The sequence below is a fragment of the Streptomyces sp. NPDC051104 genome, assembly GCF_040682835.1.
GTDB classification, from domain to species: domain Bacteria; phylum Actinomycetota; class Actinomycetes; order Streptomycetales; family Streptomycetaceae; genus Streptomyces; species Streptomyces cynarae.
On sequence record NZ_JBFBBS010000039.1, the window covers coordinates 21,441 to 40,942 of the forward strand.

18 protein-coding genes and 3 pseudogenes are annotated in these 19,502 nt (G+C 69.8%); 13 read left to right on the plus strand and 8 right to left on the minus strand.

What is annotated here, in order from left to right:
* Positions 1 to 91: 91 nt before the first annotated feature.
* Positions 92 to 745 (minus strand): class I SAM-dependent methyltransferase, encoded by a 654-nt coding sequence (locus tag AB0N14_RS32775; RefSeq protein WP_366029336.1) that lies wholly within the window; start codon positions 743 to 745, stop codon positions 92 to 94.
* Between the two features lie 123 nt (positions 746 to 868).
* Positions 869 to 1,369, minus strand: coding sequence for a class II fructose-bisphosphate aldolase (locus AB0N14_RS32780; protein WP_366029337.1), 501 nt, complete (start codon positions 1,367 to 1,369; stop codon positions 869 to 871).
* A 9-nt stretch (positions 1,370 to 1,378) separates the two neighbouring features.
* On the opposite strand from AB0N14_RS32780, the gene AB0N14_RS32785 reads away from it, so the two are divergent.
* The 9 genes and pseudogenes from AB0N14_RS32785 to AB0N14_RS32825 all read left to right on the plus strand — a co-directional run bounded on the left by AB0N14_RS32785 (position 1,379) and on the right by AB0N14_RS32825 (position 10,342).
* The gene (locus AB0N14_RS32785; protein ID WP_366029338.1) at positions 1,379 to 1,894 is read left to right on the plus strand and encodes a SpoIIE family protein phosphatase; all 516 of its coding nucleotides are present in this window, start codon (positions 1,379 to 1,381) and stop codon (positions 1,892 to 1,894) included.
* A 112-nt stretch (positions 1,895 to 2,006) separates the two neighbouring features.
* Positions 2,007 to 2,897 (plus strand): ABC transporter substrate-binding protein, encoded by an 891-nt coding sequence (locus tag AB0N14_RS32790; RefSeq protein ID WP_366029339.1) that lies wholly within the window; start codon positions 2,007 to 2,009, stop codon positions 2,895 to 2,897.
* Positions 2,897 to 3,508 (plus strand): annotated as a pseudogene (locus AB0N14_RS32795) (amino acid ABC transporter permease); the annotation flags it as partial. The gene AB0N14_RS32790 and the pseudogene AB0N14_RS32795, both read left to right, overlap by 1 nt.
* A gap of 189 nt (positions 3,509 to 3,697) precedes the next feature.
* Positions 3,698 to 4,501, plus strand: coding sequence for an amino acid ABC transporter ATP-binding protein (locus AB0N14_RS32800; protein WP_366029369.1), 804 nt, complete (start codon positions 3,698 to 3,700; stop codon positions 4,499 to 4,501).
* Positions 4,498 to 4,929, plus strand: a complete 432-nt coding sequence (locus tag AB0N14_RS32805) for a RidA family protein (RefSeq protein ID WP_366029340.1) — start codon at positions 4,498 to 4,500, stop codon at positions 4,927 to 4,929. The genes AB0N14_RS32800 and AB0N14_RS32805 overlap by 4 nt, the downstream gene beginning before the upstream one ends.
* Positions 4,926 to 6,041: an acetamidase/formamidase family protein gene (locus AB0N14_RS32810; protein WP_366029341.1), complete on the plus strand. Its 1,116-nt coding sequence runs from the start codon at positions 4,926 to 4,928 to the stop codon at positions 6,039 to 6,041. Before AB0N14_RS32805 ends, AB0N14_RS32810 begins: the two co-directional genes overlap by 4 nt.
* 104 nt (positions 6,042 to 6,145) lie before the next feature.
* Complete coding sequence (locus AB0N14_RS32815; protein ID WP_366029342.1) at positions 6,146 to 6,883, plus strand: FadR/GntR family transcriptional regulator; 738 nt, start codon at positions 6,146 to 6,148, stop codon at positions 6,881 to 6,883.
* Between the two features lie 242 nt (positions 6,884 to 7,125).
* The gene (locus tag AB0N14_RS32820) at positions 7,126 to 8,508 is read left to right on the plus strand and encodes an acetamidase/formamidase family protein (protein ID WP_366029343.1); all 1,383 of its coding nucleotides are present in this window, start codon (positions 7,126 to 7,128) and stop codon (positions 8,506 to 8,508) included.
* Positions 8,509 to 8,701: 193 nt separating this feature from the next.
* Entirely contained in the window at positions 8,702 to 10,342 is a 1,641-nt protein-coding gene (locus tag AB0N14_RS32825) for an amidase family protein (protein ID WP_366029344.1), read from the plus strand.
* Between the two features lie 569 nt (positions 10,343 to 10,911).
* On the opposite strand, the gene AB0N14_RS32830 is transcribed toward AB0N14_RS32825, so the two are convergent.
* The 3 genes from AB0N14_RS32830 to AB0N14_RS32840 form a co-directional block, all read right to left on the minus strand.
* The gene (locus tag AB0N14_RS32830; RefSeq protein ID WP_366029345.1) at positions 10,912 to 11,427 is read right to left on the minus strand and encodes a DUF3293 domain-containing protein; all 516 of its coding nucleotides are present in this window, start codon (positions 11,425 to 11,427) and stop codon (positions 10,912 to 10,914) included.
* Between the two features lie 348 nt (positions 11,428 to 11,775).
* Positions 11,776 to 12,309 (minus strand): GNAT family N-acetyltransferase, encoded by a 534-nt coding sequence (locus AB0N14_RS32835; RefSeq protein WP_366029346.1) that lies wholly within the window; start codon positions 12,307 to 12,309, stop codon positions 11,776 to 11,778.
* A gap of 596 nt (positions 12,310 to 12,905) precedes the next feature.
* A complete protein-coding gene (locus AB0N14_RS32840; RefSeq protein ID WP_366029347.1) occupies positions 12,906 to 13,301 on the minus strand; it encodes a helix-turn-helix domain-containing protein in 396 nt (131 codons plus the stop codon).
* A gap of 129 nt (positions 13,302 to 13,430) precedes the next feature.
* Here AB0N14_RS32840 and AB0N14_RS32845 point away from each other — a divergent pair, with 129 nt between their 5' ends.
* On the plus strand, positions 13,431 to 14,516 hold the full coding sequence (locus AB0N14_RS32845) for a Gfo/Idh/MocA family oxidoreductase (RefSeq protein ID WP_366029348.1): 1,086 nt from the start codon (positions 13,431 to 13,433) through the stop codon (positions 14,514 to 14,516).
* Between the two features lie 149 nt (positions 14,517 to 14,665).
* Here the strand turns inward: AB0N14_RS32845 and AB0N14_RS32850 are convergent.
* Positions 14,666 to 14,848, minus strand: a pseudogene (locus AB0N14_RS32850) (hypothetical protein); the annotation flags it as partial.
* 95 nt (positions 14,849 to 14,943) lie between these two features.
* Between AB0N14_RS32850 and AB0N14_RS32855 the strand changes: the two are divergent.
* Positions 14,944 to 15,081 (plus strand): hypothetical protein, encoded by a 138-nt coding sequence (locus AB0N14_RS32855; RefSeq protein ID WP_366029349.1) that lies wholly within the window; start codon positions 14,944 to 14,946, stop codon positions 15,079 to 15,081.
* A 214-nt stretch (positions 15,082 to 15,295) separates the two neighbouring features.
* Here the strand turns inward: AB0N14_RS32855 and AB0N14_RS32860 are convergent, their stop codons facing one another.
* Both AB0N14_RS32860 and AB0N14_RS32865 read right to left on the minus strand, forming a co-directional pair.
* Positions 15,296 to 16,456 carry a PP2C family protein-serine/threonine phosphatase gene (locus AB0N14_RS32860; protein ID WP_366029350.1) on the minus strand — a complete coding sequence of 387 codons (1,161 nt, stop codon included), beginning with the start codon at positions 16,454 to 16,456 and terminating at the stop codon, positions 15,296 to 15,298.
* Between the two features lie 282 nt (positions 16,457 to 16,738).
* Entirely contained in the window at positions 16,739 to 17,023 is a 285-nt protein-coding gene (locus AB0N14_RS32865; RefSeq protein ID WP_366029351.1) for a hypothetical protein, read from the minus strand.
* 826 nt (positions 17,024 to 17,849) lie between these two features.
* Between AB0N14_RS32865 and AB0N14_RS32870 the strand changes: the two genes are divergently transcribed.
* Positions 17,850 to 19,043, plus strand: coding sequence for a serine hydrolase domain-containing protein (locus tag AB0N14_RS32870; protein ID WP_366029352.1), 1,194 nt, complete (start codon positions 17,850 to 17,852; stop codon positions 19,041 to 19,043).
* A gap of 17 nt (positions 19,044 to 19,060) precedes the next feature.
* Positions 19,061 to 19,417, plus strand: a pseudogene (locus tag AB0N14_RS32875) (leucine zipper domain-containing protein); the annotation flags it as partial.
* Positions 19,418 to 19,502 lie beyond the last annotated feature (85 nt).

Genomic DNA, 19,502 nt, shown 5'->3' on the forward strand with positions numbered 1-19,502 from the left:
GCCCAATGTTTGTTGTTTTTCAACGGGCCTGACCGCCGCACCGACCCTCGGCGATCTGACACGAGCGGCCTCGCCGCAGGAACAAGCCCCGTCAGGGCTTTTCGGGCTTGCGGGCCAGCAGGCAGGCGTGCGGTCTGTTCACCCGTCCGCCAGGCTCCTGCTCCAGTCTCGCGGTGACGACGAGGCCGGCCTGCTCCAGCAGGCCGATCATGCGGTTCAGGGGCAGGAGATACGACTCGTAGGACACGGGATGGCCATAGCCCTGGGTCGGCTGAAGCCGTTCATCGCCGACATAGTCTCCCCAGAGCAGGTAGCCGCCGGGCGCGAGCGTGCGGTGGAACTCGGCGAACACCGCCGGCAGCCACTGCGGGGGCGTGTGGTGGGTGGAGTACCAGGCCAGGATGCCGCCGAGTTCGTCGTCCCTCATCTCCAGAGCGGTCATCGAGCCCGCGGTGAACCGCAGGTTCGGATAGGCGTGCCGGGCCAGCCCGATCATCTTCGGTGACAGATCGACGCCGAAGGCGGACACTCCCAGCCCGGCCAGGTGCGCCGTCACGCGGCCGGGGCCGCATCCCAGGTCCGCGACCGGCCCCAGACCGGCCGTCCGCACGAGTTCGGCGAACCCGGCCAGCATCGCACGTGACAGCGGGTCCATCGCGGCTGGAGGCGGGACGCGTTCGACGTAATCGGCGGCGACCGTGTCGTACGACTCGCGGACGGCGGTCAGAAAGGAGGGCTCAGCCATGCGGGCGACCCTAGACCAGAGAACTGACAGGCCGTGTCACGACCTTGAGTTGACCTGCGCGACATCCACCGCCGTAGATGCTCGGCCATCACACCACTCCGGTGATCGTTTCCGGTCAGAGCATCAGGAACGCGCGTGCCCGGGCGTAGCGGGACACGTGCTTACGCCTCGGTGAAGGCACCGACGGCATCTCGACACGCCCCTGCGGAGTCCCACGCCGCGTTCAGTACGCGCTGCAGGTGGTAGCCGTCCTCCCGGGCAGGGGGCCGGGGTCTCGTCGAGGGCGCCGAAGCGCGCCCGCCGCAGCTCCGCGTTGACATTGATCTTGGCGACGCCGCTGTGGATCGCCGCGCGCAGTACGCCGTCCTCGAGGCCCGAGGCACCGTGCAATACCAGCGGGACCGGGACGACCGCGGCGATGTCGGTCAGCAGGACGAGGTCGAGCCGGCCGCCGTCGGCGCTGAAGCCGTGCACGTTGCCGATCTGCACCGCCAGCGCGTCCGCCCCGGTGCGCTCCACGAACTGAGCCGCCTGAGCGGGGTCGGTGAACAGTGCCTCGGGCCGGGCGGATACCGAACGGTCCTCCTCGCCGGGGATGGCGCCCAGCTCGCCCTCCACCCACACCCCGGCGCTGTGTCCGACGGCACCGCCGCCTTCCCGGAACTGACCCCAGGGCCGCCCCTGGGCCTGGGCGGACTGCTTTTCGAGACGGCCGAACTGCAGCTGCCCGCGAGGAGTCGGCTGGTGTTCTACACCGACGGTCTTCTGGAGGGGCACCGGCGCGACATCGACGTCGGCATCGAGACACTGCGGCGCGCCCTTGCCGTCCCCGACCGCCCTGCGGAGGAGACGTGTGAGGCCGTCCTGGACGCCATGCTGCTGCCCGCCCGGTCGAGTGACGATGTCGCTCTGCTCGTGGTGCGCACGCGGCCCCCGGACTCCCAGCAGATCGCGTCCGCCCGCCGACACAGCCCCGCACAGCGGCTCATCGCCACACGGCACCGGCGTCGCCGACGGTCCGCGCATCCCCTCCGCGGCGGGCCTCGCTCATTTCCTGGACTTCACCGACCAAGGCGGTCCGGTTTCCCCCACGTGTCCAGGCGAGTGGCGGCATCGGGCATTTGTTGCGTCTACGTAAGAACGCCATGACGTTTACGCCCGGCTGCTGACGCGCCTGCGGGCCGTTCGTAAGGTGAGCGCACTTGGTCGGACCATCCGACCAGCCCCTTCTCCCCTCCTCGCGAACGAGAGGAATGCCTCCATGCGCGCCCTTCTGCCGATAGCCGCGGCGTCCGCCGCCTCCGTCGCCCTCCTGACGGCCTGCGGCGCCGGGTCGACGTCGAACGCCGCGGCCTCGGCCACCACGGTTTCGCCGGCCTGCAAGCAGATGCAGTCCGCCCATCCGGATCTCACGGGCAAGACGTTCACCAACGCGATCAACCCGCACACTCCCGGCTACGAGGCGCTCGATCCCAATGATCCGAGCAGATACGTAGGGTTCGACATCGATCTCGGCACCGCTCTGGGCCAGTGTCTGGGCTTCAAGCTGAACTACAAGCCGGTGGCCTTTCCTGCTCTGTTGCCCACGCTGCAGAGCGGCCAGGCCGACCTCGTGATCTCCGACATCTACGCCACCAAGGACCGTGCAAAGGCCGCGGACTTCGTGACCTACTCGAAGGTCTACGACGGGGTGCTGGTGAAGAAGGGCAACCCGAAGAAGCTCACAGGCATCAACACCTCGCTGTGCGGGTCGACCGCCGCGCTCAACACCGGGTTCGTAGAGGTGCCGCTGGTCCAGGACCTGGCCGGCGCGTGCAAGGCAGCAGGTCGCCCGGCTCCTCAGGTCCAGCTGTACGACAACAACGCCCAGTGCATCCAGGCGATCCTCGCCGGCCGCGCCGACACCTACATCAACGACGTGAACACGGTGACGCAGGCGGTCAAGGCGCACCCGAACGAGCTGGGCAAGGCGACCGCCGTGACGCTGCCCTACTCCATCGGTATCGCCGTGCCGAAGGACAAGACCCAGTTCCGGGACGCCATCAAGGCCGCTCTCGTGGAGATCCAGAAGGACGGCACCCAGACCAAGCTGCTCAAGAAGTGGTCGCTGGAGACGGGCACTCTGGAGGCTCCGCGGCTGGTGACCGGCTGATGTCCCAGTTCCTCCACTACCTCGAACTGCCGTATCTGCTGCAGGGAATCCTCATCACCCTGGAGCTGACCGCGCTGGGGCTGCTCGGCGGTCTGGTACTGGGCTTCGTACTGGCGAGCATGCAGCTGTCCCGGCACCGTTCGCTGTCCGCGGTGGCACGCGGATACACGATCATCTTCCGGGGCACCCCGCTGATCCTCCAGCTGGTCTTCGCCTACGACGCCCTGCCGCACGCAGGTCTGACCCTCAGCCCTCTGATGGCGGCCGGGCTCGCGCTCGCGGCCAACGAGGCCACCTTCATCGCGGAGGTGTTCCGGTCCGGCGTGCTCGGGGTGGACAAGGGCCAGGTCGTCGCCGGGCAGGCGCTCGGCATGACACCGCTCGTGATCATGAGGAGGGTCGTCGCTCCGCAGGCGATACGCCTGATGGTCCCGGCTCTCGGCAACGAAGCCGTCACGACGCTGAAGAACTCCTCGCTCGCCTCGTTCATCGCCGTCCAGGAACTCACCCTGCGCAGCACCCAACTCGCCTCGTCCACCTTCGACTTCTTCTCCGTCTTCTTCGCGTCCGGCGTGATGTACCTCGTCCTCACCGGCGGCATCAGCGCCATCCAGCTGGTGGCCGAGCGCGCCCTCGATCTGGACCGCCCCGCCTCCCGGTCGTGGGCGCAACGGCTGCTGCCGGTCCGCCGGCCCGCCGCCGCGCCCGCACCGGTGGCCGCAGCGGTGAAGGAAGCCGTCGCCGACGACCAGCCATGGGAACCTCCGGCGCCGCCCGAGCCGTGGGAGCGGGAAGCCCGGGTGGCCGCCCTCGACGGTGCCCCGGCCGCGGTCGAGGTCCGCTCCCTGCACAAGTCGTACGGAGAACACATCGTCCTCGACGGGCTCGACATGACCGTGCGTACCGGCGAGGTCGTGGCCCTGCTCGGTCCGAGCGGATCCGGAAAGAGCACCCTGCTGCGCAGCATCAACCACCTGGAGGAGGCGAACTCCGGAGCGGTCCTGATCGGAGGGCGCCGCATCGGCTACCGCGACGACGACAAACCGCTCTCCCCCGCGAAGATCGCGAACGCCCGCGCGGAAGTCGGGGTGGGCATGGTCTTCCAGCACTTCAATCTCTTCAGCCACCTCACCGCCCTCGAGAACGTGGCGGGACCCCTGCGGTGGGTGCACCGGCTGCCCGCCGACGAGGCGGAACGCAGGGCGGCCGAGCTGCTCGAAAGGGTCGGTCTCGCCCACCGGGCGGGAGCGCTGCCGAGGCACCTCTCGGGAGGGCAGCAGCAGCGGGTCGCCATCGCCCGCGCACTCGCGCCCGGTCCCCGGGTCCTGCTGCTCGACGAGCCGACGTCGGCCCTCGACCCGGAACTCGTCCACGAAGTACTCGAGGTGATCCGCCGGCTCGCCCGCGAGGACGGTCTGACCATGCTCATCGCCACCCACCAGCTCCGCTTCGCCCAGGAGGTGGCCGACCGGGTGGTGTTCATGAGCGACGGCTCCGTGACCGAAGAGGGGCCCGCCGATGAGCTCCTCACACGTCCCAGGCATCCGGCGACCGCGCGGTTCCTGCGGGTCATGGGCGCGCAGACCATGGGAGGGGTGGCATGACGGTCCCGGCCGACGCCCCAGCGGTGAAGGAGACCTTCGTCTTCTCACCCGAGGACGGGGTGCCCCCGCAGGTGGGCCCCTTCGCGCACGCGACCCGCTTCGGGCCGATGCTCTTCGTCACAGGCCAGATGCCCACCGACCCGGCCACCGACCGGTTGGTGGAAGGCGGCGTGCTCGCCCAGGCGGAGCAGGTGCGCCGCAATCTGGAGGCCGTACTCCGACAGTTCGGCCTCACTCTCGACGACGTGCTGATGGTCCGGGTCTATCTGACCGACTTCGCCGACTTCGACGCCTTCAACACGGCCTACGAAACCTGGTTCGAAGGCCCCCTGCCGAGCCGTACCTGCGTCGGCGTCACCGGTCTCGCTGTGGGTGCCGCCATCGAGATCGACCTCATCGCCGGCATACCGCAGAGGAACCACTCATGAGCCTGCCCCTCCTTCAGCCCCACGAGGGGCCCCTTCCCGGCCACCACTACCTGGCGTCGACCAGCGACACGGTCACCTGGGGATGGCTTCCCGCCGAGGGGGCCGCACCGGTCGCCCGGATCGGCTCCGGGGAGACGATCACCGTGGACACCGTGTCCCACGAGGGCATCATGGAAGACCAGGGCAGGGACCCCGTGGCCTTCTTCGGCCAGTTCGGGATCGGCCCCGGGGACGTGCTGCGCGACGCCGTCGACATCGCCGCCGGACACCCCGTCCGCGACGCCGCCGGCGACGGACCGCACGTCACCACCGGACCCATCGCGGTCAGCGGGGCGAGACCCGGCGACGTACTGCGGGTCGACTTCCTCGAACTTGTGCCCCGCGCCCCGTACGGCGTCATCTCCAGCAGGCATGGGTACGGCGCCCTGGCCGGGGAACTCCCCCACCTGCCGCACCCCGGCTTCGTGCCCGATCCGGGCCACCCGGAGAAAGCGGGCTCCGTCTCCACGTTCTGCCGGGCCTCGGCGGAACTGACGGGCAGCATCGCGGTGCCGGGAGGCAGGGAACTGCGCTTCCCCCTCGCACCGTTCCTCGGGCTCGTCGGGGTGACGAACACCGGCGCCACTCCGCTCAACTCGGTACCCCCCGGCCCGTTCGGCGGGAACATGGACGTCAAGGATTTCGTCGCCGGCACCAGCCTCTATCTGCCGGTGCAGGTGGACGAGGCCGGGCTCTACGTCGGAGACCCGCACTATGCCCAGGGGCACGGCGAAGTCGCGCTGACCGCGCTGGAGGCCCCGCTGCGCGCGACCCTGCGCGCGACGGTGCTGCCGGCGGCGCAGAGCCGCGCTCTGCTGGGGTTGCTGAGCCGGCCCTTCGGTGAGACGCCGGAGCACTGGATCGCGCTCGGGCTGCACCGCGACCTCAACGAGGCGTTCCGCGAGGCGGTCCGCGAGGCCCTGCGGGTGCTCGCCGATCTGTACGAGGTGCCGACGGACATCGGGTACGCCTATCTGAGTGCCGCCGCGGACTTCGTCGTGAGCCAGGTGGTGGACGACGTCAAGGGCGTCCACTGTCTGATCCGCAAGAGCGACTTCGGCGCATGGACATGATCGAGGAAGACTGTCGGAGCCGGCCCCGGCCGCGAGCTGAAGCCCAGGCCCGAGGTGATCGGACACGGTACGCTGGCTGCACACTCGGCAAGGAGGTAAAGGGCATGGGAGTGGCGAAAGTACCGCCGCTGCGGACCCGTGCTCACAGCGTCAGTGACGCCCTGGCCGCACATCTGGAACAGATGATCGCGCTGGGCGAAATCGCCCCGGGCGACAGGCTGCCGTCGGAGCGCGAACTTGCCGAGTCGCTGTCCGTCTCGCGGACCTCCCTGCGGGAGGCCCTGCACCAGCTGGAGGCCAAGCACCTCATCGAGCGCCGGCCGGGTCGTGGCACCGTGGTGCTGGCCCCGCCCACCCAGGTCGACGATCTCTACACGAATCTGGCCGAGTTGGCCGAGGCCGACCGGGAACTGGCGAACGTGGCCGAGCTGCGGACGGTCATCGAACCGAAGATCGCCGAATTCGCGGCACTGCGCGCCACCAGCGCCGACCTGCTGCAGATGGACGACATCCTGCACGCCACGGACGAGAACCTCTTGGGTGCCAAGTCGCTCGAGCTCGACATCCAGTTCCACCTGACGCTGGCCAGGGCGAGCCACAACCCGCTGCTCACCGCCCTCACCACGATGGTCAGTTCATGGACCACCCCGGTGCGCAAGGATTCCCACAGCACACCGGAAGGGCGCCGGGCATCGCTGGCCGGCCACCAGGCGATCCGTGACGCGATCGAGGCCCGTGACCCGGCCGGGGCAGCCCGCGCCATGATCCGTCACCTCGCCGACGTCGACCAGCTCATCCGGCGCTCGCGCGACGACAGCGCGCCCTCCACCGACCAAGCCTGACCTTCGGCCCCGGGGCCTGCCCCAGCGCATGCCGGACCTGACGGGTCTGCCCAGGCCTGGCCCATCTCTCAACCGCTGCGCCCCGCCACAGAACAGCGCGATTTCCCCCGGCAAGTCTCCCTTTCACCGGTTCAGTTCGGGTGCTTCCCCGCCACAGCGCTGTGTCGTGTTCCCGGCCATGCCGGGCCCCGATCCGACCGACGGCAGACCCGATCCGACGACACGAACTCTGGAGTACCCGTATGAACACCTCCGCCATGGACCCGGGCGACGCCCGGGAGCTGCTCATCTCCGGCCTCGGGCGCCGCGGTTTCCTCCGCGCCGCCACCGCCGTGACCACGGCGGGCACCGCGGCGACCCTGTTGTCGAGCGGCACGGCGCAGGCGGCGCAGCCGACGGCCGCGCTTCCGAAGGAGATCCTCCAGCCCGGCAGGGGCCCCATCCACGGCAAGCACTACGTGCCGTCCCTTCCGGAGCAGGTCCGCTGGGGGTATGTGCCCTCGGTCGGCAGTCAGCCGGTGCTGCGGATGCGATCCGGTGAGTCGGTGACCGTCGACACGGTCTCCCACGAGGGCCTTCTGGAGGACCAGGGACGCGACCCCGCCGCCTATTTCAAGAGCCACGGCGTGCCGGCCGATCAGGTGCTGGACGACGCGGTCGCCATCGCCCGCGACTACAACCGCACGGACCGGAATTTCGACGTCGACGGCCCCCACGTGGTCACCGGCCCGATCCACGTCGAGGGGGCGCGGCCCGGTGACGTACTGAAGATCGAGATTCTCTCGCTGCTGCCGCGGGTGCCCTACGGCGTAGTGTCGAGCCGCCATGGAAAGGGCGCCCTCGCCCGCCAGGCCGGCGGCTCTGCCCCGGTGGGGATCACGCTCGACGAGGTCATGCCTCCGGTGGCGACGGACGGCCGGTCCACGGGTGACCCCACGCACTACGGCAATGTCTCGGTCTTCACACCGGTCCGCCGCGGTGACGCAGGCGCCGCCAACGGCGTGATGCCCTTTGGCACTTCGGGTGAAGTCGCCTTCCCACTCAAGCCTCACATGGGCATGATGGGCGTCGCCTTCACCTCCGAGAACGATCTGACGGCACCGGCGCTCAACTCGATCCCGCCGACCCTCGGCGGCGGCAACATCGACATCAACCGCCTCCAGCAGGGCTCGACCCTCTACCTCCCGGTCTTCTCCGAAGGCGCGCTGTTCTACACCGGCGACCCGCATCTGGCCATGGGCAACGGCGAAGTGGCCCTCACGGCCATGGAGGGTTCCCTGCGCACGACGTTCCGCCTCACCACGTGCCGGCAGGGCTCCGGTGACGCCCCGTCCGTCGCGTTCAACTACCCCTTCGCCGAGACCCAGGACGCCTGGGTGGCCGTGGGCCTGTCGGATCCCGACGGCAGCCTGAACGGCCAGGTCAACGACCTGAACATCGCCATGCGGCGCGCGGTGGTCAACGCGCTGGACTTCCTCCAGCACGACCTCGGCATGGACCGGGCCGTGGCGTACGCGTATCTGTCGGCGGCCGCCGACTTCGAGGTGTCCCAGGTCGTGGACCGCACCGTCGGCGTGCACGGCGTCATCGAGAAGGCGCACTTCCCCGCGCGGCACCGCAAGTAGGAGTGCGGAACGAACACCGGCCCCCTCCGATGCCGGCGCGACCCACCCGCCGGCATCGCGGGGGCATCGGACTCCGCCGAGGCCCTGACGGTCGTCCCGTCCCCAGCCGTCCGCGGCGCTCGCCGCCGAGGACCCGAACCATGCACATTCCCTGCCGCCGCGAACGGCGGTACCAGAGAGGACCAGTGAACGCGTGAGCGAGCACAGCAATCTGAACAGGCGTGGCTTCATCGGCGCCGTGGGCGCCGTCGGCGCGCTGAGTATCGTCGGCGAGACCGCGGGCCCGGCCGCCGCGCAGGCGCCCGCCGCGTCGAAGGCCGCGGCCGGTACGTCCGGGTCGCCGTCCGGCACGGGCGGCTTCGAGCTGATCGAGGCCACCGTCGCCGACATCCACGACGCCTACCGCCGTGGCCGGCTGACGTGCCGCCAGCTGGTGCAGCAGTACCTCGACCGGATCGCCGCGTACGACAAGCAGGGCCCGACCCTGAAGGCGCTCATCACCGTCAACCCGCGTGCCCTGGAGATCGCCGACGAACTCGACCGCCAGTACCGGCGTTCCGGCCTGATCGGCCCGCTGCACGGCATCCCGGTGATCCTCAAGGACAACTACGACACCCACGACATGCCGACCACGGGCGGCAACACGGCGATGCGTACATCCGTGCCGCCGACCGACGCGTTCACCGTCGCCAAGATGCGCAAGGCGGGGGCCATCATCCTCGCCAAGGCCAACCTTCAGGAGTTCGCCCGCGGCGGCAACTCCCTCAGCTCGCTGGGCGGCCAGGTCCTCAACCCCTACGACCTCACCCGCACCCCGGGCGGCTCCAGCGGTGGGACCGGAGCGGCGATCGCCTCGAACTTCGCGGTCCTGGGCACCGGAAGTGACACGGGCCAGTCGGTCCGGTCCCCCGCCTCCGCCAACAGCCTCGTCGGAGTGCGCTGCACCAGGGGCCTGATCAGCCGCAGCGGCGTCATTCCGGCCAGCATCACCCAGGACGAGCTGGGTCCCATCACCCGCACGGTGGAGGACGCGGCCCGGATGCTCGACGTCATGGCGGGCTTCGACCCGACCGACCCCGTCACGGGGTACGGCGTCGGCCGTCCTCCGCACAGCTACACGGAACACCTGGACCGCCACGCTCTTCGCGGTGCGCGCATCGGCGTGATGACCAATCTGTTCGGCACCGAGGCGCGCCACGAGGAGGTCAACCGCGTGATGGAGGAGGTCATCTCCACGATGCAGGCGCAGGGCGCGACCATCGTCCGGTTCAGCCTGCCGGAGTACGACACCCTCCAGAACATCGTGGTGACCTCCACCTGGGAAGCGCACACGGCCATGGACGCGTACTTCGCGACACTCGGCCCCGACGCCCCGGTGCACACCTTCGACCAGCTGGTCGCCTCCAAGACGGCGACGCCCGAGGCCCAGGCGGCGATGGAGCAGGAACTGGCCATCGTCGACGGCCTGAACAACCCGACCTACAAGGACCACTTCGTCAACCGCGAGAAGCTTCGGCTGGCGGTGTCGGCCAAGATGGCCGAGCTGGACATCCAGGCGATCCTGTATCCGCTGCAGAAGGTGCTGGTCTCTCCGGTCGGAGTGCCGCAGCCTGAGCGCAACGGCACCCTGTCAAACGGCACCGGCTTCCCGGCCGTCTGCTTCCCCGGCGGATTCTCGACCCCCACCTCCACCGCCCCGATCGGCGTGCCGGTGGGCGCGGAGCTGCTCGGGCGTGAATTCGACGAGCCCCTGCTCCTCTCGCTTGCCTACGCCTACGAGAAGGCCTCGAACACCCGGAAGCCGCCGCTCAGCACCCCGCCACTGGCACGGTAACCGAAGCCTCAGGCGCAGTAACGCGCAGCAGAGGGTGCCGAGGCCGGACGTGCTCGCCCCTCCTTCGATGCCCGGTGCGGGCCGGACCTTCTCCAGCCCGCACCGGGCATCGGCCGTGAAGACCGCGCCTTTCGAGGATTGCCAAGAGATCGAGGAGGGGATTGCCGGGGGCGAGCGAACCGTGTCCGTGCCTCCATGCCGAGGGTGCGGGCATCCCAGGGTCGCCATCCGCACCACGCCCCGGGTGGGCAGCGCCAGTTCATCGGGCCACTCGCCGCGCGTCAGGGCCAGGTGGTTCTGCCGGCCGCGCTCCGCCTCCAGAGTGCCCGCCTCTCGGCGAACCGACTGCCGCCGACCCCGCTGACCACGTCGACACTCAGGCTGGGCCGAACACCCGCCGCGATCAGGTGACTTCTGGAAGGCGGTGGATGCCGGCAGCACGATGGCAGTCAGCTTCCTCAAGCCGGCGGTGTACCAGAACGCGCATCCGGCTCAGTTCTCCCCCGGGATGAGCAGCACTTCACGTGGGATGCAGGTCGTGGTGTGGGTGCGTGGCTGATCGTCGGGTGTTACGCGGCCGACAATGGGACTGGCCGGTGGGTTGGCGGCATCAGGAGGGTGGCGTGCCAGTCGGTGATGACCGTGTCGTGGGCCGCGTCGGCGCAGGCCAGGAGTCGCCAAGAAGTCGGTGACCACGCGAACACCGCGTCCTGGCCGTAGCTTCGGCCTAGTGCCCGGGCCTCGGCGTCGTCCAAGCCCACCACGGCTGCGCTGATTTCGGCATGCATGTCGGCCAGGTCGCCTCCGACAGCCGGCCACCACCGCAGCCCGCGCAGGCCGAGGAGCTGGAGCAACTCGTGCTGCGCCCGGAGGTTGGCGTGCGCGGTGGCCAGGCGACCGCCCGGGTTGAAGGCGGTGACGATGTGGATCGTGTGCGCGCCATCGAGCGGGAACGCACGCCCCGCTTCGAGGTGTCCGGGGCCCGGTACGACGCGGATACGGTGCGCGGGAAAGGCGATGTCCACGACCGCGTGCTGATAGTGCGGCCACGGTGCCGGCTGGGTGCAATGAGAAACGGCAGGCACAGGAGTCTCCTTCGAAAGGGGACCCCCTTACCTGCCGGCAGGGAGATCTATGAGCCCGCTGATGCGGGACAGCCTCTGCCAGGTATGGAGCACCTGACGGCCCACATGCTGCCACGCAGGCGTGTTCCACGTCCACTGGCTGCGCCCGCTGTTGCTCGACACTGGTTCACACCGTCGACCAGGGCGTCGGGCAGGACGCTCGCCGACAGTTCCCTACCAGCACGCTCTCTCCCGGGGTCGCCGACACCGCAGGCTCATGCCGACACGGCGCGCCCGCGCCCGGCGGCACGTTCCTCGGGTATGGACGGCCGTCGGCGATCTCACGGTGGTCCCGATGGCTCGGCCGGTTCAAGCCTGGAACTCGGTGAGATCGATGGTGTACACACGCAGCGGGTAACCGTATACCGGGTGTGCCGTCTCGCGTTCCGGCACCATGCCGAGCTTGCGGATGACGTTCTCGGAGGCGTCGTTACCCACCCGGTTGATGCTGATGACGCGGTCGAGGCCACGGTCCTGGAGCGCGAACTCCAGGGTGGCCTGGGCGGCTTCGGACGCGTATCCCTGACCCCAGAACTGTGAGCCGAGCCGCCAGCTGATCGCCACGGCGGGCAGCACCTCCGGCAGAAACTCGGGCACGGACAGACCCGTGAAGCCGGCCAGTTCACCCGAGGCCAGCAGCTCGACGGCGAAGAGGCCGAAGCCCTCCTCGTCCCACTCTTCCTCCCACCTCTCGATGGACTCCACCGTGTGGTCCAGGTCGCGCACCGATCCGTCGTCGATCCAGTGCATGACCCGCGGGTCCGCGTTGATGTCCGCCATCGGCGCGAGGTCGTCGTCATGCCAGCGGCGGAGAAGGAGGCGGGGGGTACGGATCTCGGTCATGCTGCCCATCCTGCCGAAGGCAAGGGCCTCATCGGTAATTGGCGCTTGCCCATGTTGCCGCTCCGGGACCGCAAGGCATCAGGGTGCCTGCACCGCACGCCGTCACGGGCGAAACTTCGAGCCGTTGGCCCGGGGCAGAGAACGTGCCGCTGCGGCAGCGCGATCGAGAGGCGAGACCGATTGGGGGTCAGCCTGCCGCGGCGCCAAGATTGTTCACGGAATCGCGGCCAGAGCCCTGACTCTCCCCACCAGGTGCTGGGTCTTTCCTCAGAGTTGCTCAGCTTGATGCCCCGGGCGGACCCGCGCTGACTGCGGTCGGGCGCCACAAGGGAAGGTCCGCCCGATAGCCGGCCGGCGCCAGGGTCGTGGTGGCCGCGGTCCAGGCTGCACGCCGCGCATCACATGAGCGACGCCGAAGGCACCTTTGACGGGCCGTCCTCCGGCGCGAGGGGCCTGTCGGCCACAGGAGACCATCCGGCCCCTTCCATGGGTCGCCTGCTCAACGGCCTCCCGAGATCCAGCTGACCCGCGCTCCGGGCATGCTGATCGCGTCGCGGTCGATCAACGCCGTGGATGGGGCTCGACCGCGTCTGGCGTCAGGCTGTGGCGTGCGTTCGCTGGTCGTAGTCCGCGCGGGCGGCCCGGATCACGTCCACGTGCTGGTCGGTCCAGCGGGCGAGGGCCTTCACGACGTCGAGCAGCGTGCGGCCGGTCTCGGTGAGGGCGTACTCGACGCGGGGCGGAACGGTGGGGTGGACGGTACGGGTGACGATGCCGTCGCGTTCCAGAGCGCGCAGGGTGGAACTGAGCATGCGCTGGGTGATTCCGTCACTGGTCCGGCGCAGCTCGTTGAAACGATGAGGCCCCTTCCCGAGGCGGCAGATGACGATGACCGACCATTTGTCGCCAATGCGGTCGAGGATGTCGCGCACGAAGGCCGCCCGCTCCGCGGCCGTGTGCCAGTGCGCCGACTCGTCCACGGTGGCTGCCATCGGTTCCTCCGGTGATACCAGGGCACTTCCAACTGCCTTCTTGCCGGCTTCGACGGCCGGTCCAATGATCGTAGTACCGGTATGCATCAGATACCAGGATGCTTGTCAGGTACCAGGAAGGGAGCTGCGGTGAAAGAGATCGGAGTGGGGATCATCGGCGCCAGCCCGACCACGCCGAGCTGGGCGGTCACCGCGGACATCCCCGCGTTGCGGGCCCTGCCCGGCTACCGCCTACGCGCCGTGGCCACCAGCCGGCGCGCCTCGGCGGACGCCGCCGCGGCGGCCTGGGGCGTCGACGCGTTCGACGATGCTCGGGCACTGATCGACCACCCGGACGTCGACCTGGTGGTGGTGGCGGTGAAGGTCCCCCAGCACCACGACCTCGCGGCGCAGGCGCTCGCCGCCGGAAAGATGGTCTACAGCGAATGGCCGCTCGGCGTGAACCTCGAAGAAGCCACACACCTCGCCGAGCTGGCCGCCGCGGCCGGCGTGCGGACCGCCATCGGATTGCAGGCCAGATTCGCCCCGGCCGTACGGCGCCTGCGCGAGCTGGTCACCGAGGGCTACGCCGGGCGGGTACTGGCGACCACCCTGACCGGGTCCGCCATGGGCTGGGACGCCGTGACCAGCCGAAAGTACGCCTTCCTGTACGACGTCACCAACGGCGTCACCACGCTGTCGGTGTCCACCGCGCACGCCCTGGACGCGCTCACCTACGTCCTCGGCGACATCGACCGCGTCACCGCAACCCTCACCGTCGGACGCCCCGAGGTCCTGATCGCCGAGGAGAACACCACCGTGCCGGTCACCGCGCCCGACCAGGTCGCGGTGACCGCGGCCCTGCGCTCTGGCGCCGTCGCGTCCGTCTTCTACCGCGGCGGCCGGTCCCGCGCGGGCGGCCTGCGCTGGGAGATCAACGGCACCTTGGGCGACCTCCTGCTGACCAGTACATCCGCCGACGGCAACATCCAGAGCACCGAGCTGACCCTCGCCGGAGGCAACGGGACCGCCACCGAGGTGAGCCCCCTGACGGTGCCCACTTACCTGGACGCCGATCTGGCTGCCGTACCCCCCGGACCCCCACGCAACGTCGCCGCCGTGTACACGGCGTTTGCCGAAGACCTGGCCAAGGGCACCCACAAGGTTCCCGACTTCGCACACGCACGGCGCATCCACCGGCTCATCGCCGACATCGAAGCCGCCGCCAGCCGCTGAGCGCCGCCGAAGAAGGGCACAGCTCGACCTTGGCCATTTTCAAGGCTCTGTCCGCGGTTCCGTGATCCGGGCTGCGAGTCAGCCGGTGGACGGGACGGCGGGCCAGGGGTGTCCTTCTGGTGAGCCGTCGACTTCCCCTCGACCGTGTACGGGGCGCCGTTCGGCAGTCCGGTGACGACGAGGTGGTTGTCCTGCGTCTGCTGCTGGGCGACCTGCGTCACGCCGCTGTCCTTGACGGTGACGGTGTAGTCGAGGTCGCTGCCGTTGTGGCCGCTGTCCTCGGGCGCGTTCCAGGACACGAGCAGGCCGCCGTCGCCGGGCGCCGCGCGCACCTGGGTGGGGCGCGTCCGGAGCCGTCGCCGCGGTGTACGAGACGGTCAACTGCGGGCCGTCCGTGGCGGGGCCGGTGTCCCGGGAGGAGTGGTAGGTGACGCCGGTGGTGGCCGAGGACTCGCCGTCGGCGCGGACGGCGACGCCGTCGTTGGACTCGGGGTCCTCGAGCCAGTTCTCCACCACGTCGGTGACGTCGAGGGCCGCCGGGTCCGCCGCCGGGCTGGTGGCGTAGGCGTTGGTGGACTCGGAGACGTGCAGGGTGCCGGGGGTGGCCCAGTCTGGTGGGCGGCGCGGGGTCCGCGGGCAGCTTGACGGTGAAGGGCACCGCCGCGGAGTAGGCCGAGCAGCCGCACGGACAGGCGCAACAGGCGGCGGCGCAGGGCCGTGGTGTCACGGCGGTGGGCCGCTGCGGCTCATCACTGTGGGCTCAGCCGTCTCTTGGCCGCTCACCGACGATTGCCGTGCCAGTCCAGTATCAGGACCGTGGCGTCGTCCTTGAGGTTGCCATGGCAGGCATCAAGCACCGCGGCGGTCAGGCTTCGGACAGCTTCTCTTGGATGCAGCGCGTGGGTGTCGTGAACGAGCGAGGCCAGGTCGACGGCTGCGGCGCCGCGCTCCTGCATTCCGTCGGTGAGCAGGATCAGGCGGTCTCCGGGCCGCAGTTGCAGTTCCTGTACGCGGTAGGAGGTGGGTGCCGCCACGCCGAACGGCAGGTTGACAGCGAGTTTGACCTCTTCGACGGTGCCGTCGCGCAGCCGCAGCGGCCAGGGATGGCCGGCGTTGACCAATTCACACAGGCCTGTTTCGAGGTCGATGCACAGCAACTGTCCGGTGGCCAGGCCGCGGCTGTGGCTCAGCAGGGCCTGGTGGGCGTGGTGGGCTTGCTTGAGGGCGTCACAGCCGCTGCGGCGTGCCCGCCGCAGGGCGCCGACCAGCAAAGTGGCCAGCAGAGCGGAGTTCGTGTCGTGGCCCATGGCGTCGGTGATGGACAGGTGCAGGGTGTCACGGTCGAGGGTGTAGTCGTAGGTGTCGCCCCCGATGTCGTCGGCCGGGACCAGCCCGGCGGCGAGGGTGAACTGGGGCGCCTCGCAGCAGGCGGCTGAGGGAAGCAGTTGGTGCTGGATCTCCGCGGCCAGGCTGGTCTCGGTGGTGCGCCGGCCCAGGTGGTACAGGTCGGTGAAGCGGCGGTCCGTGACGATGATGTAGGCCAGCGCGTGTGCCGCATCGCGGACCTGGCGGAGCACGGTGTCGTCGGCGGACTGCAGGGTTGCTTCCAAAACGCCGATGCAGTCGCCGCGGTTGCTGACCGGCGTGATGACGCGCCGTCCACCCTGGCCGTCCGGTTCCACATGCTGGCGCTGGCTCTGCAGAACGCTGTCGTAGACGCTGCCCTGCAGGTCGATCGGCTCGGCATGGTCCGCGACGTCACCGCCGGCCGCGGCGAGCCGTACCAGCCGCTGACCGATGAGGTCGGCGAACAGGAAGGACACACGCTCCGCACCGAATCGCTTTTGCAGATCGTGCGCTATCACGTTGACGGACTCACCGGGCGGCGCCGCCTCCGCAGCGGCCAGCAACTCGCCCAGTTCCAGATCTCCATGCTCCACGGCAACCTCCCATCGGCTGCCGCTACTTTTTCCCCGAGTTTCCGGCGAATCACCTGATGTTCCTGTCTTGCCTGGTCAGGACCGTGGTCCGGGTCGGCGCGAGCAGGTCCCGGGTCCGTCAGGTGGCGTCCGCAGGCGGCCGGGCGGCCAGTGCGTCGGCGGCCGGGGGTACAGGGTAAGTAGCATCAACACACGGCGAGCGGTCCAGGAAGGGCCGATGCCGCTCCGTGCGCGGTGGTTGCCGACCACAGCCTTCGCCATGCCGCCGTAATCCATTACCCGTCACCCGCGGGCTTTCAACGTCACTGGGCGGACCGGGTGGGCCACTGGGTGCATTGCTCTTGCAGCGCCTGCCGGACCGGGCCTCGCGGCCCACAGGATGTACGGCCGGCGCAGGACGGTGACCCGGACCTCCGCCAGGACGATGCTGGTCACCGTGTTGCGGTGCACCGGGACGTACAGGCCCCAGTCGACGGCACCGGCCGTGAGCCAGCCTCCGGGCCACGGGTTCGGGGTGGTCGACAGCCCACAGCCAGCGAGCGGGCCGCCCAGGAGTCGGACGATCACGGCGGTACCTCCACTTGGCGGGACTCTCCCGCCTCACCTCTTGGTGAGGGCCCAGCCGCCGGAGGACAGCATCGGGACCGCCGGCGTCTTCTCCCGCCGGGCGTCGCCGCGCTGACGGCGGCGCGGCGCGGCCGCCCCGACCGACGCCGCGCCGATCCCAGCCGCGACCCGCGACAATCAGTCTTTGACTTTGGTGGTGGACATGCGGGCGTCCTTGCCGGTTGAGGGATCAGTGAGAGGCGGAGAGTTCGTCGGCGTCACAGTCGGCGCGTTCGCCCGACGCGGCTACCGTGGCTGATCGGCTTAACCGGCGGCGCGGCGGAGCAGAAGCTCGACGCCGCCACACGGCAGACCCTCGAGGACTTCGCAGGCGGCCAAAACCTCGACGCCGTCCGGGCCTGGGCGAACAGCGTGCGCCCCAGGCCTACACCGACCAGACCAACGCCCGCCAGATCCCGACGTTCTCCAACACCTGGCACGAGACCCTCATCCCGGTCAAGGAGGTCCTCGACCCCTTCAACGTATCCGATGCGCACCGCACCGGATACGCCGAACTGGATGCGCACCGCGGGGTCCGGGCGCGCTGGGTGACCGGCCGACCCGTTGTCCTTGTGGGCCGGCGGGTGCACTTCCCTTGACCGGGTTCGCTATCCGGAACGTATCTCCTTGACCACTCCCGCGGCGATCTGGGCTTGTCCGCTGGGGCCTCATGGGTAGCCAAATTCCAGCAACGTCATCCGTGTCCGGGACGGGTCATGGTGTGATCGGGGATCACTCCGGGGCGAACCCCGATGCGCGCGGCACGTGACCGCCGCAGGGTGGGGGCATGACCTCAACGCGCATGTCACGCAGATCCTTTATGAGCGTCGCCCTGTCGGGGACGGCCGCGCTGGCCGCCAGCGCGGTGCTGCCCGCGCACCGCGCCCTCGCCTTACCCGCGCCGCTCCCGCCGCTGAACCCCACCGCCCTGCAGGCGGTGATCGACGACCTGGAGCACCCGCCGTCGACTGCGGCCCAGTTGCGCGTCGGCGGCACGGCCGGCTACTGGCGCGGCACCTCGGGGGTGGCCGACATCCGGACGCAGCGTCCGGTGACGGCACATGACAAGGTCCGGATCGGCAGCATCACCAAGGTTTTCGTCGCCACGGTGGTGCTGCAGTTGGTGGCGGAGCGACGGGTCAGCCTGGATGCGCCGGTGCGGCGCGTCCTGCCGGGGCTGCTGCCGACCCGGTTCGCGGCTGTCACCGTGGCGCACCTGCTGAACCACACCAGCGGACTGCCCGACCACGTCGGCATCCCGGACCCGGAAACCGCGGAGGAGGTGTTCCGCCACCGCTTCGATCACTGGACGCCGCAGGAGTGGGTGGCGACGGCGACGCACGGACCGATGAAGTTCGCCCCGGGCACCCGGCAGGAGTACCGCGGCATCAACTACGTACTGGCAGCACTGATCATCGAAAAGGTGACCGGCCGCCCGTACGGGGAGGCCGTCGCTGCCCGCATACTGCGTCCGCTGGGCCTGGCGCGCACCGTCGTGCCGGGCGACGACCCGCGCATCTACGGCCGGCACGTGCACGGCTATCTGGCGATGGCCGATGGCAGCCTGCGGGACATCACCGTGTACGACCAGTCGTCCAGCCGGGGCGAGGGCGACATGATCTCCACCACGGGCGACCTCGACCGGATGCTCGCCGCGCTGTTCTCCGGCGAGTTGCTCCCACCTGAGCTGCTTCAGCTGATGTTCACCTTGCCCCCGGACGACGTGCGGATGCTGGACGGCTCTCCGGCCCGCTACAGCACCGGCCTGCAGCAGGCCACCGTCAACGGCATCACGCTCTGGGGCAAGACCGGTGAGACGTACGGCTACAAGAACGCCGCATTCTCCACTCGTGACCAGCAGCGCCGCTTCGTACTTGCCTACCACCCGACGACCGCCCGCGACGGCGAAGAGAGCCAGATGATCGCTCGGGTCGCCGACCAGCTCACCCGCAACCCAAGCGGCGAAGGCTCAGCGGCCTAGTTGTTCGTAATGCACCGCTGACCGAGACGGGCCGTCTGCGCCTGGCCCGCTGCGTCGTGGACGACAACTGGAGCCTGCGACGGGCCGCAGAACGCTTCCAGGTCTCGCCGACCACGGCCCAGCGGTGGGCCGACCGTTACCGCCGGCTCGGCGAGGCCGGCATGGCCGACCGCTCCAGCCGTCCACGCACAAGCCCGCGCCGCATCCCGACCCGCACCGAGCGCCGGATTATCAAGGTCCGCATCCTGCGCCGGTGGGGGCCGGCCCGCATCGCGCACCTGCTGCACCTGCTGCCGTCGACAGTGCACCGCGTCCTGGCCCGCTGCGGCTTGGCCCGCCTTGCCCACCTGGACCGGGCCACCAGCCATGTCATCGCTCCATGCCGAGAGAGGCCGCAGTTCGCATCGTCGATGAAGAGCTGGACCGTGAGTTCAGGAGGCGGTGGTCTTGCCGCGCTCA